Annotated in this window: 11 protein-coding genes; 7 read left to right on the top strand and 4 right to left on the bottom strand. The window is 72.2% G+C overall.

Annotated features, from left to right (window positions below):
• On the bottom strand, window positions 1–963 hold a 963-nt coding region (locus AC3A46_RS10260; protein ID WP_487665098.1), incomplete at its 3' end, for a glycerate kinase.
• A gap of 87 nt (window positions 964–1,050) precedes the next feature.
• Between AC3A46_RS10260 and AC3A46_RS10255 the strand changes: the two genes are divergently transcribed.
• Both AC3A46_RS10255 and galE read left to right on the top strand, forming a co-directional pair.
• Entirely contained in the window at window positions 1,051–1,743 is a 693-nt protein-coding gene (locus AC3A46_RS10255) for a ThuA domain-containing protein (RefSeq protein WP_487665097.1), read from the top strand.
• Window positions 1,744–1,942: 199 nt separating this feature from the next.
• Complete coding sequence (gene galE / locus AC3A46_RS10250; RefSeq protein WP_487665096.1) at window positions 1,943–2,929, top strand: UDP-glucose 4-epimerase GalE; 987 nt, start codon at window positions 1,943–1,945, stop codon at window positions 2,927–2,929.
• 134 nt (window positions 2,930–3,063) lie between these two features.
• Here galE and AC3A46_RS10245 read toward each other — a convergent pair whose 3' ends face one another.
• Window positions 3,064–4,065: a LacI family DNA-binding transcriptional regulator gene (locus AC3A46_RS10245; RefSeq protein WP_487665095.1), complete on the bottom strand. Its 1,002-nt coding sequence runs from the start codon at window positions 4,063–4,065 to the stop codon at window positions 3,064–3,066.
• A gap of 99 nt (window positions 4,066–4,164) precedes the next feature.
• Here AC3A46_RS10245 and galT point away from each other — a divergent pair, with 99 nt between their 5' ends.
• From galT to AC3A46_RS10230, 3 genes are all read left to right on the top strand, one after another.
• The gene (gene galT / locus AC3A46_RS10240; RefSeq protein WP_487665100.1) at window positions 4,165–5,361 is read left to right on the top strand and encodes a galactose-1-phosphate uridylyltransferase; all 1,197 of its coding nucleotides are present in this window, start codon (window positions 4,165–4,167) and stop codon (window positions 5,359–5,361) included.
• Window positions 5,358–6,554, top strand: coding sequence for a galactokinase (gene galK / locus AC3A46_RS10235; RefSeq protein WP_487665094.1), 1,197 nt, complete (start codon window positions 5,358–5,360; stop codon window positions 6,552–6,554). The genes galT and galK overlap by 4 nt, the downstream gene beginning before the upstream one ends.
• Window positions 6,555–6,985: 431 nt before the next feature.
• Window positions 6,986–7,828, top strand: coding sequence for an alpha/beta fold hydrolase (locus tag AC3A46_RS10230; RefSeq protein ID WP_487665093.1), 843 nt, complete (start codon window positions 6,986–6,988; stop codon window positions 7,826–7,828).
• 72 nt (window positions 7,829–7,900) lie between these two features.
• On the opposite strand, the gene AC3A46_RS10225 is transcribed toward AC3A46_RS10230, so the two are convergent.
• Entirely contained in the window at window positions 7,901–10,183 is a 2,283-nt protein-coding gene (locus tag AC3A46_RS10225; RefSeq protein ID WP_487665092.1) for a glycoside hydrolase family 3 C-terminal domain-containing protein, read from the bottom strand.
• A gap of 112 nt (window positions 10,184–10,295) precedes the next feature.
• Between AC3A46_RS10225 and AC3A46_RS10220 the strand changes: the two genes are divergently transcribed.
• Window positions 10,296–10,967, top strand: coding sequence for a TetR/AcrR family transcriptional regulator (locus AC3A46_RS10220; RefSeq protein WP_487665091.1), 672 nt, complete (start codon window positions 10,296–10,298; stop codon window positions 10,965–10,967).
• A complete protein-coding gene (locus tag AC3A46_RS10215) occupies window positions 10,964–12,466 on the top strand; it encodes a carboxylesterase/lipase family protein (protein WP_487665090.1) in 1,503 nt (500 codons plus the stop codon). Before AC3A46_RS10220 ends, AC3A46_RS10215 begins: the two co-directional genes overlap by 4 nt.
• A 97-nt stretch (window positions 12,467–12,563) precedes the next feature.
• Here the strand turns inward: AC3A46_RS10215 and AC3A46_RS10210 are convergent, their stop codons facing one another.
• A complete protein-coding gene (locus AC3A46_RS10210; protein WP_487665089.1) occupies window positions 12,564–13,550 on the bottom strand; it encodes an LLM class F420-dependent oxidoreductase in 987 nt (328 codons plus the stop codon).
• Window positions 13,551–13,590: the final 40 nt, after the last annotated feature.

The following is a 13,590-nucleotide window of genomic DNA, read 5'->3' as shown; positions in this document are numbered from 1 at the left end:
GACCGGCACGCCGGCCGCGGCGGCGACCGCGCCGACGTGGGCGGGCACCTTGCCCGCCGCGGACTGGCCGTCGTACGACCCTTCGCCCGTGACGACGACGGATGCCTCGGCCACCGCCGCGTCGAGTCCCACCAGCTCTGCGACCGCCGCCGAACCGGGCACGAGGCTCGCGCCCCACGCGAGCAGTCCGAACCCGGTCCCGCCCGCCGCGCCGGCGCCCGGAGTCTCGGGGTCGGCGTCGACCAGCTGGGCGAGCCGCGCGAGCCCGGCGTCGAGCACCGCGATGTCGTCGGGCAGCGCACCCTTCTGCGGCCCGAACACCGCAGCCGCCCCGCGAGAGCCGAGGAGCTCGTTGGTCACATCGCTGAGCACCGTCACACCGCCGGGCGGGAGCGGCGCCAGTTCGGACAGGTCGGCCGCCGCCACGGAGCCGAGCCCACGTGCGCCGGCGATGACGGGCCGGGCCGCAGCATCCGTGAATCGCGCTCCGAGAGCGGTGAGCATGCCGGTGCCGCCGTCCGTCGACGAGCTCGAGCCGATGCCGAGCACGAGTCGCGAGACGCCGTGCGCGAGGGCGTCGGCGATCGCCTCGCCGAAGCCGCGCGTGTGCGCATCGAAGGCGCGCAGGCGCGGCGGGGTGCCGAGCAGCTCGATGCCGCTCGTGTTCGCGAGTTCGACGACGGCGGTCCCGTGGGGTGCGTCGGGCGTCGGCGGCAGCAGCACCCACGACGCCGCGACGGGCTCGTCCTCGGGGCCGGTCACGGTCACCGGCATGCGCTGCGCGCCCGGCACCGCGGCCGCGAACGCGTCGACGGTGCCCTCGCCGCCGTCGGCCATCGGCAGGAGCCGGAGGTCGCTGTCGGTGCTCTCGCGGCGCCACCCGGCGGCGAGGGCCTCGGCGGCGGCGGCCGCGCCGATCGTTCCCTTGAACGAATCAGGGGCGATCACGACGGTGTGAGCCATGGCGTCATTCTCCTCGGGCGTGCGCGGTGTTGTCTTTTCCGGCCGACACGAGCACGGGAAAGCGTTATCCTGCAGATCATGGTATCCATGGAGCGACCGGAAGCCGAGTCCAGCCCACGCCGCGCGGTGATCGCGACCGGAACCGGCCGGTACGCCGACCCGTGGCATCCGTTCCCCGCGACCAGTTCCCGCATCGCCGACGCGCTGCGCGCGGACGGCTGGGACGTCACGGTCGACGACGATGTCGACCATGCGCTCTCGAGCCTCGACGGATTCGACCTGCTCGTCGTCAACGCCGGCGACCCGTGGCGCGAGGGCGCGACCGAGCTGGGGCATCGCGCCGACCCCGCGGCGGACGCCGGCCTCCGCTCGGCGATCGCCCGCGGCATCGGGCTCATCGCCGTGCACGCCGCGCTCTCGAGCCTGCGCGACCACCCCGCCTGGCGGGAGGCCATCGGCGGCGAGTGGCAGCCCGGGCTCTCGTGGCACCCCCCGATCGGCGACGCGCGGGTGCGGGTCGTCGACGGCGATCACCCCGTGAGCGGACGGATGCCCCACCTCGACGTCTTCGACGAGCGCTACAGCGACCTCGTGGTCGACGACGGCGCACGCGTCCTCGCGGTGCACGACGTCGACGGTGCCGAGCACGCCGCCGTGTGGGTGCGGGAGGCGCCGACCCGTGCCGTCGTGTGCTCGCTCGGACACGACGAGCGCTCCTACGACGCCCCGGAACACGTGGCACTGCTCCAGCGCGCGGCGCGCTGGACCGCCCGGGTCTGAGGCTCGGCACCGGTGCACAGATCGGAGCCCTCGCGCGACACGCCGGATGACGGATGCCGCGACCCGGCGTGTCGGCCGAAACCTCCGACGCCGTGCACCCCGCCCGCCCGGCCGACATCGGATTCGAGGCATCCGTCGACCGGGCAGAATGGAGGCGGCGCCGCTCGGCGCATCCGCCCCCACCTGAATCCGGAGTGACATGTCCTGGCTCGTGACCGGAGGCGCCGGCTACATCGGCGCCCACATCGTCCGTGCGCTCGCAGATGCGGGCCTGAACTCCGTCGTGATCGACGACCTCTCGAGCGGGCATGCGTCGTTCGTGCCGGAGGGCGTGCCGTTCGTGCAGGGGTCGATCCTCGACGGCGAACTCGTCGAGCGCACCCTGCGCGAGCACGAGGTCATGGGCGTGATCCACCTCGCCGGCTTCAAGTACGCCGGGGTCTCGGTGCAGCGTCCGCTGCACACCTACGCGCAGAACGTCGAGGGCACGCGCGTGCTCCTCGCCGCCATGCAGGCGGCGGGTGTCGCGAACCTGGTCTTCTCGTCGTCGGCCGCGGTCTACGGCACCCCCGACGTCCCGCTCGTCACCGAGGACCTGCCCAAGCGCCCGGCCTCGCCCTACGGCGAGTCGAAGCTCATCGGCGAGTGGATCATCCGCGACCAGGCGATCGCGACGGCCGCCTCCGAGCACGCCCTGCGCTACACCGCGCTGCGCTACTTCAACGTCGTCGGCTCGGGCGACCCGTCGGTCTACGACACCAGCCCGCACAACCTCTTCCCGCTCGTGTTCGAGGCGCTGCTCGCGGGGAAGACGCCCCGCATCAACGGCGACGACTACGACACCCCCGACGGCACGAACGTGCGCGACTACGTGCACGTCGCCGACATCGCGGCGGCCCACGTCGCGGCCGCTCAGCGCCTGCTCGCGAACCGCCCGATCGAGCCCGCGTACAACCTCGGCTCGCAGAACGGCCTCAGCGTCCGCGAGATCATGAACGCGATGGCCCGCGTCACCGGCATCGACTTCACGCCCGAGATCGCACCCCGCCGGCCCGGCGACCCCGACCGCATCGTCGCCACCGGCGAGCTCGCGGCCCGCGACCTGGACTGGAAGAACCGCTACAGCGTCGACGAGATGGTCCGCACCGGCTGGGAGGCCCGCCAGGCCGCGACCCCCGCTCGGTGAGCGGAGGGCGCTCCGGCGCCCGCAGACGAAACGCCTCGACCCCTCGGTCTGCGCCGGGTTCGAGGCGTTTCGACTCGCTTCGCTCGCTCAACGACCGGGGATTGGGGCGGGCGCGGCGCACTCGCTTCGCTCGCTCAACGACCGGGGATTGGGGCGGGCGCGGTGCTCTCGCGCACGACGAGGCGCGTGGGCACGGTCTCGAACGCGGCCGGCGCGTCGGCCTCGATCCCGTCGACGAGGGCTGCGACCGCGCGCGCGCCGAGAGAGTCGAAGTCCTGCCGCACCGTGGTGAGAGGCGGCCGGTAGTCGGCGGCGTCCGCCACGTCGTCGAAGCCGACCACGCTCACGTCCCCCGGCACGGTGCGCCCCGACTCGGCCACGGCGCGCAGCACCCCCAGTGCCATCTGGTCGTTGGCGGCGAAGACGGCGGTCGCGGATGCGAGAAGAGCGGATGCTGCCGCGAAGCCCGACGCGGACGTCCAATCTCCGCGCACCGCAGGCGGCACGGGGGCACCGGCCGCCGACAGCGCCTCGTGCCAGCCGCGTTCGCGCTCCGCCGCGGCGAAGGAGCCTTCGGGGCCGGCGAGATGGTGGACGGTCGGGTGCCCGAGGGCGAGCAGGTGCTCGACGGCGGATCTCGCACCGCCGGCGTGGTCGGTCTCGACCACGCCGAACCGATCGTCGCGGGGCGAGTCGACCACCACGAGCCGGAGCCCGGCGGCGCCGACATCGGCTCCGCGGACGCGGGCCGTCGCCTCGTTCAGCACGATCGCCCCGTCCACGCCCTGCTCGGCGAGTCGCTCAAAGGCCGCGGCAACGTCTCCGTCGGCGCCGAGCGTCACCACCGTGAGCGCGTAGCCGCGGGTGGCCGCCGCATCCGCCACCGCCTGCAGCATGCGCGAGTTCCCCACCGAGGCGAGCGTCGACACCACGAGCCCGATGGTCTGCGTGCGGCCGGTGCGCAGGGCCCGCGCGGCCCGGTGCGGGCGATAGCCGAGCTCCGTCATGGCCGCTTCGACGCGCGCGCGGGTCTCGGGGTCGACGCGAGGGCTCGCGTTCACCACGCGCGACACGGTCTGACCTGAGACGCCCGCGCGCTCCGCGACGTCCGCCATCGACACGCGTCTGGCCGTCATGCCCCACCCCGATCCGCTGGGATGCCGTCGATGTCACATCGGGTCGCAGCATCCGTGTTGACGATAACATAGCCGAGTTGCTACCGTGTTGACGTGAACATGCCGCAGGATGACACCGTCGTGTCCGCCCAGGACCTTCCCGCCGAGACGCTCGGCGCGGGCGTGGTGAAGCGCCCGACCCGCCTCGCCGACGGTCGCGAGCTGATCTACTACGACGACCCCGAAACGACCCTCGGCCCCGACCGTGCAGTCGACGCGCGCGACCTCGCGCCGCGACCCGAGACCGCGACGATGCGCCGCGACGTGCTCACCGGGGACTGGGTGTCGGTCGCTGCGGCCCGGCAGAACCGCGCCTTCCTGCCACCGGCGCACCTCGACCCGCTCTCCCCGCAGACGCCGACCAACCCGTCCGAGATCCCGTCGCTGTACGACGTGGCCGTGTTCGAGAACAAGTCGCCGTCGTTCGGCCCCGCGCTCGCCGTCGCCCACGGCGATGCGCCCGCCGGCGTCGACGCTCCCCGCGACCTCGACGACCTCGTCGCGCCCGGTCTCGGCCGCACCCGCACGAGCGTGGGCCGCTGCGAGGTCGTGTGCTTCAGCCCCGAGCACTCGGGCTCGTTCGGCTCGCTCTCGGCGACCCGCGCCCGCACCGTGATCGAGGCGTGGGCGGACCGCACCGCCGCGCTCTCGGCACTGCCGGGGATCGAGCAGGTCTTCCCCTTCGAGAACCGGGGCGAGGCGATCGGCGTCACGCTCCCCCACCCGCACGGGCAGATCTACGCGTACCCGTACATCACCCCGCGCACGACGAGCCTGCTCGCCTCGATCGACCGCGAGGGGCCCGACCTGTTCTCCCGCATCCTCGAGTTCGAGCGCGCCGGCGATCGCGTGATCCTCGAGGGCGAGCACTGGACGGCGTTCGTGCCCTTCGCCGCGCGCTGGCCGATCGAGATCCACCTGCTGCCGCACCGCCACGTCGCGGATTTCGCCGGCACGACCGATGCCGAGCGCGACGAGCTCGCTCCGCTCTACCTGCGGCTGCTGCGCGGCGTCGACGCGCTCTACGACACCCCCACCCCGTACATCGCCGCCTGGCACCAGGCGCCGGTGCACCGCGGCCGCGACAGCGCGCGCCTGCACCTCCAGCTGACGTCGCCGCGCCGCGCGGCGGACAAGCTCAAGTTCCTGGCCGGATCCGAGGCCGCCATGGGTGCCTGGATCGGCGACGTCCCGCCCGAGACGGCCGCAGCGGCGCTGCGCGACGCCGTCGCATCCATCCCCGAGGAGACCCTGTGACCGCCACCGACATCCGTACCGCCGCCATCGCGCGCGCCCTCTTCGCCACTCGCTTCGGCGCCGACGCCGACGGCACGTGGTCGGCGCCCGGACGGGTGAACCTCATCGGCGAGCACACCGACTACAACGACGGCTTCGTGCTGCCGTTCGCGATCCAGCACCGCACCCACGTCGCGCTCGCCCCGCGCGCCGATGGCGTCTTCCGCGTGCGCGTCGCCTCGACCTTCGACGACGCGACCGTCGAGGTCGCCCTCGACGACCTCGACGCGCTCTTCCCCGCGCAGCGGGACGACGTCCCCGAGTGGGCCCGCTACCCCTTGGGCGTCGCATGGGCGCTGCTCGCGGCATCCGGAACCGATCCGCGGGCCGTCACCGGCGTCGATCTCGCCTTCGCGTCGGACGTGCCGGTGGGCGCAGGCCTGTCGTCGTCCGCGGCGATCGAGGGCGCGACCGCCGTGGCCCTCGCCGACACTTGGGGAATCTCCGTCGACCGTGTGGCGCTCGCGAAGGTCGGGCGTCGCGCCGAGAACGAGGCGGTGGGCGCGCCGACGGGAATCATGGACCAGATGGCGTCGCTCCTCGGCCGCGCCGACGCGGCGATCTTCCTGGACTGCCGCTCGCTCGAGGCCCAGGTCATCGACCTCGGCTTCGCCGACGCAGGCCTCGAGCTCGTCGTCATCGACACCGGGGTGAAGCACTCCCACGCGACGGGCGGCTACGGCGAGCGCCGCGCCGCCTGCGAGCGCGGTGCGGCCGCCCTCGGCGTGCCGGCACTCCGCGACGTGGGTGTCGAGGACCTCCCGCGACTCGCTGAGCTGGTCGACGACGTCACATACCGCCGCGTGCGCCATGTCGTCACCGAGAACCAGCGCGTGCTCGACACCGTGCGCACGCTCCGCGAGCAGGGCCCGTCCGCGATCGGCGACCTCCTCGTCGCGTCGCACGCCTCGATGCGCGACGACTTCGAGATCTCCGTCCCCGAGCTCGACACGGCGGTCGAGGCCGCGCTCGCGGCGGGTGCCGTCGGCGCCCGCATGACCGGCGGCGGCTTCGGCGGTGCCGCGATCGCGCTGGTCGCCCACGACAAGGTGCAGGCCGTGACGGATGCCGCCACCGCCGCCTTCGCGGCCGCGGGCTTCGCCGCTCCCACGATCTTCACGGTCACTCCGTCGGCAGGCGCCGCGCGCGACTGACGGTCTCGCGCCCGGGTTGCTCGCGGGCCCGACGCGTTTCGACTGCGGGCGCCAGAGCGCCCTTCGCTCAACGACCGGGAACTCCGGTCGTCGAGCGGGCGAGCCGAAACGCCCCAGGAACTCCGGTCGTCGAGCGAGCGAGCCGAAACACCCCGGGAATTCCGGTCGTTGAACGAGCGAGCCGAACACCCGGGAGCTCCGGTCGTTGAGCGAGCGAGGAACGAGCGAGCCGAACACCCGGGAACTCCGGTCGTTGAGCGAGCGAGGAACGAGCGAGTCGAAACGCCCCGCGCGCGGCGCAGACGCCTCGCTCTTGAACGGCGTGTGAACGCTCGTGACGAGCGGGCGCAAGACACTGGCGATGACGGATGCCGCGGCCTAGCGTCGAACGCAGGGTCGCGGCATCCGTTCGCGATCCGGAAGGAGCGATCGTGGCGTACATCACCGTCGGGACCGAGAACTCGGTGGACATCGACCTCTACTACACCGACCAGGGACCGTCGGACGCCCAGCCCGTGGTGCTGATCCACGGCTTCCCGCTGAACGGCGAGTCGTGGGGCAAGCAGCAGGCGGCGCTGCTGGACGCCGGGTATCGAGTGATCGCGTACGACCGCCGCGGATTCGGGCAGTCGAGCAAGGTCGGCTCGGGGTTCGACTACGACACGTTCGCCGGCGACCTGCATGCGCTCATCGAGGACCTCGACCTCCGCGACGCCGTGCTCGTGGGCTTCTCGATGGGCACAGGCGAGATCGCGCGCTACCTGTCGCGCTACGGCAGCGGCCGCATCGCGAAGGCGGCGTTCCTCGGTTCGCTCGAGCCGTTCCTGCTCATCACGGACGACAACCCCGACGGGGCAGGTCCCCAGGAGTTCTTCGACGGGATCGCGCAGTCCGTGCGCGACGACCGCTACGCCTTCATCGCCGGCTTCTACAAGGACTTCTACAACCTCGACGACACGCTCGGTTCGCGCATCTCGCAGGAGGCGCTCGATGCGAGCATCCAGGTCGCGACCTACGCCGGCAACGCCGCGATCGCCGCTGCGCCGCTGACCTGGCCGACGGACTTCCGCGCCGACATCCCCGCCGTCGACGTCCCCGCGCTCATCCTGCACGGCACCGCCGACAACATCCTGCCGATCGACAAGACGGCCCGGCGCTTCAAGGAACTCCTCCCCGACGCCACGTACGTCGAGATCGAGGGCGCCCCGCACGGCCTGCTGTGGACCCACGGCGCCGAGGTCAACGAGGCGCTGCTCGCCTTCCTCAACAGCTGACACCCGGAGCCGCCGGATGCCTCGGCGCCGAACCCTGAAGGGGCTCGGCGCCGAGGCATCCGGTCTTGCGGATCAGTCCTGCTGCGGGGCGTTGGCCATCGCGAGGAGGTCGTCGATCATCTCGGGGCCGGCCGCGCCGCCGTCGCCGGCGAGCGCGCCCATCATGCCGATGCGGCCGATCGGGAACGACTCCATCATCTTGGACATGTCCACGCCTTCGGGCATGATCGAGGCCGCGCTGTCGCCGAGGCCGCCCATCATCTGCGCCATCGCCGCCTGCACCACCGGGCCCGCGATCGGGTGGCTCAGCACCTCGCCCATCGACGACGTGCGCGACAGCGGCAGCGTGAGCGCGTCGCCCTCGACAGTCACGGCGACGGACGAGCGGATGTCGCGGCTCGACGCCGCGACATCGACCGTGTACTCGCCGCCCTCGACGACCCAGCGGTCGGCACGGATGTCCCAGTAGGCGAGGTCCTTGCGACGCACGGTCAGCGTCACGACCTGGGTCTCGCCCGGTTCGAGCGCGACCGACGCGAACGCCTTCAGCTCACGCGGCGCGCGCTGCACCGACGATCCGCTCAGCGACGTGTAGACCTGGACGACCTCGCGGCCCGCGCGGTCGCCGGTGTTCGTGACGGCCACGGTCACCTCGACGTCGCCGCTCGCGTCGACCTGAGCCGCAGCATCCGCATACGAGAACGACGTGTACGACAGGCCGTGCCCGAACGGGAACGCGACCTCGAGGCGGCGCGCGTCGTACCAGCGGTAGCCGACGAAGATGCCCTCGCCGTAGCGGGTGTGCGAGAACTCGCCGGGGAAGTCGAGGAACGCGGGCGTGTCCTCGAGGCGCGCCGGGATCGTCTCGGTGAGCTTGGCCGACGGGTTGACATCGCCGAACAGCACGTCGGCGGTCGCGCCGCCGCCGGCCTGACCGAGCAGCCAGCCCTCGAGGATCGCCGGCACGCGGTCGGCGAACGGCAGCGAGACGACGCCGCCGTTCGACAGGACCACGACGGTGTTCGGGTTCGCCGCCAGCACCGCGTCGACGAGCGCGAGCTGAGCCGCGGGCAGGTCGATGTCGTCGCGGTCGTAGCCCTCCGACTCGAGACGGGCGGGCAGGCCCAGGAACAGCACGGCGACGTCGGCGACGGATGCTGCCGCCACGGCCTCGTCGCGCAGCGCCGTGGCCTCGTCGACCGAGACCTCTAGCGCGTTGCTGAACCCCTGCGCGTACGCGACGTCACCGCTCGCGAGCGCGCGGATCCCATCGAGCGCGGTGTCGAGGCGCGTCGGGTTGATCATCGAGGAGCCGGCGCCCTGGTAGCGCGGCTTCTCGGCGAACTCGCCGATGACGACGAGCTTCGCGTCCTTCGCGAGCGGCAGCACGCCGCCGTCGTTCTTGAGCAGCACGATCGAGCGGCCGGCGGCCTCGCGGGCGAGGGCGTGGTGGGCGTCGACGTCGAGCGGTCCTGCGACCGCTCCGGCACCCTCACTCGCCTTGCGCACGAGGTCGAGCACGCGGCCGGCTGCGACATCCACCACCGACTCGTCGAGCGAGCCGTCCTGAACGGCCGCGACGATCTGCGCGTCGGTGACGCCGTTCGACGACGGCATCTCGAGGTCCATGCCTGCGGCGAGGCCCGGCACGCGCTCGTTGACGGCGCCCCAGTCCGACACCACGAGCCCCTCGAAGCCCCACTCGTCGCGCAGCACCTGGGTGAGCAGCCACGGGTCCTCCGAGGCGTACACGCCGTTGATGCGGTTGTACGAGCACATGACGGTCCAGGGCTGGGCGTCCTCGACGACGCGCTGGAACCCACGCAGGTAGATCTCGCGCAGCGGCCGCGGGTCGACGTCGGACGAGGACCGCATGCGGTCGTTCTCCTGGTTGTTGGCCGCGAAGTGCTTGAGCGAGGTGCCCACACCCTTCGACTGGATGCCCTGCACGATCGCGGCGCCGAGGACGCCCGACACGACCGGGTCCTCCGAGAGGTACTCGAAGTTGCGGCCGCACAGGGGCGAGCGCTTGATGTTGATGCCGGGGCCGAGCAGCACCGCGACGTTCTCGATCGAGGTCTCGGTGCCGAGGGCCTCGCCGACGCGGTGGACGAGGTCGACGTCCCACGACGAGCCGAGGCCCACGGCGGGCGGGAAGCACGTGGCGGGCACGCTGTCGCCGATGCCGAGGTGGTCGCCGCCCTCGCGCTGCTTGCGCAGGCCGTGCGGGCCGTCGGTCACCATGACGGCGGGCACGCCCGCACGGTCGATCGGCTTGGTGTACCAGAAGCTCGCACCGCTGGTGAGCGACGCCTTCTCTTCGAGGGTGAGTTCCGTGACATCGGGGATGCTCATGGAGGTCCTTCCATGCTGAGGGGGTGGCGAGCGCTCGGCGGTGAGCTCGCTCGCGAAAACCTTACGTTACTTGGTTTTGAGAAATCAAGGGATACTCGGGTTTACTTCTCTCATGACAGAGACCGGACCGGGGCGACGAGGCTCCTATGCGAAGGGCGTCGCGAAGCGCGAGGAGATCCTCACGCGCGCGCTGGACGTCATCGCCCGCGAGGGCTATCGCGGTGCATCGGTGAAAGAGCTGGCCGATGCCGTGGGCCTCAGCCAGGCCGGACTCCTCCACTACTTCGACAGCAAGGAGGAGCTCTTCACCGAGATCCTCCGCAAACGCGACGAGCTCGACTCCGTCGGGCAGGGCCTCGGCCGCGATCTCCAGCAGGGCCCGCCCGCGGCCCGCAGCGGCGAGCAGCTCGACATCCGGTCCGGCTACCTCGACATCATCCGCCACAACGCCGACGTCCCCGGGCTCGTGCACCTGTTCGCCCGGCTGTCGGTCGACGCGGCCGATCCCGAGCATCCCGCTCACCAGTTCTTCGTCGCCCGCGGCGAGAGCCTGCGCGGGTTCTTCGCCGCCGCGGTCGCGGCCCAGCAGCAGTCCGGCGAGATCACCGATCGTGTCGATCCCGACACGGTGGCACGCCTCTTCCAGGCGGTGGCCGACGGCATGCAGGTGCAGTGGATGCTCGAACCCGACGTCGACATGGCCGCGCCGCTGGCGGCATTGTTCGAGCTCCTCGCGCCCGCGTCGCCCGCCCCCGGCAAGGGCGAGAAGGGACCCACCCCATGACAGAGACCACCACCGCCCTCCGGTACGCGGAGGCCGACACCCTCACCGGGAGGGTGCGCGGCTTCTGGCGGGGCGAGCCGGGTGCCGGCGGATCGGCCGCGTTCCTCGGCATCCCGTTCGCGAAGCCTCCCGTCGGCGCGCTGCGCTTCGCCGCCCCCGTGCCCGCCGAGCCGTGGGAGGGCATGCGCGACGCCCTCGCGTTCGGCGCCACCGCGCAACGCGGCGACCCCGGCGTGACCCTCATCCCCGAGCCGTCCGTGCCGGGCGAGTCGACCCTCAATGTCAACGTCTTCACCCCGGCTCCCGGAGTGACGGATGCTGCGCTCCCGGTGCTCGTCTGGATCCACGGCGGCGGCTACTTCGCGGGATCGCCGGCGAGCCCCTGGTACGACGGCCGCTCGTTCAACCGCGACGGCGTGGTCACCGTGACGATCTCGTACCGGCTCGGCTTCGACGGGTTCGGCTGGATCGAGGACGCCCCCTCCAACCGCGGCGTGCGCGATTGGCTGCTGGCCCTCCAGTGGGTGCAGGACAACATCGCGAACTTCGGCGGCGATCCGTCGCGCGTGACGATCGCAGGACAGTCCGCCGGCGGCGGCGCGGTGCTGACGCTGCTCGGGATGCCGGCGGCCCAGCACCTGTTCCACTCGGTGTGGGCGCTGTCCGGCGCCACCGCCGACGTCGCGACGGATCGCTGGGAGGCGATCGGACGCGATGTCGCGGCGCGCGTCGGCGTCGCCTCAACGCGCGCCGCGCTGGGGACGGTGCCGGAGGAGCGCATCGTCGAGGCGCAGAAGGAGGCGACGAGCGTGGCCGGCCCGGACGCCATCACCAAGCTGCTCGACGACGGCCTGCTGCTCGGCCCCTCGATCGACGGCGACCTGCTCACCCGGCCCACGATCGCCTCGCTCGCGGCCGGCGTCGGCGCCGACAAGCCTCTCGTGCTCGGCGCGACCGACGACGAGTTCTCGATGGTCGTGGCGGGGCGGGCGAACACGCTCCGCTGGATCCCGCTGAGCCTTCTGCTCGGTCGGTCGGGGCTCAAGGGTGCGCAGCGCAAGGCGTACCTCGCGGCGAACCGGGACGTGGTGGCGCGCGGACACGCGGCCGTGCTCGGCCGCTACATCACCGACCGCATGTTCCGCAGCACCGTCGTCCGCACGGCGCGGGCACGCGGCGCTGCTCCGACGTGGGTCTACCGCTACGCGTTCCGCTCGTCGCAGCCCGGCGCGGTGAACGGATCGGCGGTGCACTGCATCGACGTCCCGTTCTGGTTCGACTGCCTGGACTCGGTGCAGATCGAGCCGCTGACCGGACCGAACCCTCCGCAGCAGCTCGCCGACCAGACGCACGCGGCTGCGGTGGGCCTGATCGTCGACGCCGATCCCGGCTGGCCGGCATGGTCGGGCGCTCCAGGCATCACGCGCGTCTTCGGCGGGCCGGCGGGCTCCCCCGACGTCGACCCTCACGGGTACGCGGCGGTCGCGTCGCTGCTCTGACCTCGGACTCCCGCCGCCCCTGCAGCGCGGGAATCGCGAAAGGGTGGGCGCCCGCCGATGCCGCGGTGAGGACCCACCCTTTCGTGTACGCGATGCGTCAGGACAGCGCCGCGACGACCTCGCGCTCGAACAGCTCCACGCCCGAGAGGTCGTAGGCGGCCTCGGGGAAGTAGTGGATCGCGTAGGCGATGCCGTGGCGCTCCCGCTCGGCCAGGCGCTCGGCGACCTGCTCAGGGGTGCCGAACGCGGGCGACGTCAGGTAGTCGTGCTCGATGTGGTCGGCGCGCTCCTGCCCGACGTGCGGCAGCAGACGCGCCTTGACCGCGGCCAGGCGGTCGCGCGCCTCGGCCTCGGTCGCACCGACGATCGTGTTGAAGTTCGACGTGCGCGTGATCTCGGAGAAGTCACGTCCGAGCGCGTCGCAGTGGCCCTGGAGGATGGCGCTCTTACGATCGATGTCCTCCAGCGAGCCGGCGTAGTTCGTGTACGACGCGTACTTCGCCGCGATCTTCAGCGTGACCTTCTCGCCGCCGCCGGCGACCCAGAGGGGGATTCCGCCGTCCTGCAGCGGCAGCGGCTGCACGATGGCGCCGTCCACCTGATAGTGCTTGCCGTCGAGCGTGGCACGCCCGGTCGTCCAGGCCTGCTGCATGATGTCGACGCCCTCGCGCAGCATCCGCAGCCGCTCCGGAACCGGCGGGAAGCCGTAGCCGTACGCCTCCCACTCGTGCTCGTACCACCCGCCGCCGATGCCCATCTCGGTGCGTCCGCCCGAGACGATGTCGACGGTGGCGGCGACCTTGGCGAGGTAGGCGGGGTTGCGGTAGCCCATGCAGGTGCACATCTGGCCGAGACGGATGCGGTCGGTCGAGGCCGCGAAGGCCGCCATGAGCGTCCACGCCTCGTGCGTCGCCTCGTCGCTCGGCACCGGGGTCGTGTGGAAGTGGTCGTAGACCCAGAGGGACTCCCACGGCCCGGCGTCGGCGCGTTGGGCGAGCCCCTTCATCACCGCCCACTGCTCGGAGGGATCGATGCCGACGAGATCGAATCGCCAGCCTTGGGGGATGAAGGTTCCGAAGCGCATGGTCCCCAGCCTAGGGAAGCTCGTTTCGACTCGCTCGTTC

It is taken from the genome of Microbacterium sp. Soil_C_42 (assembly GCF_057656735.1).
Note: the sequence above shows the minus strand (reverse complement) of the source record. Positions and strands in the feature narration are given on the sequence as shown.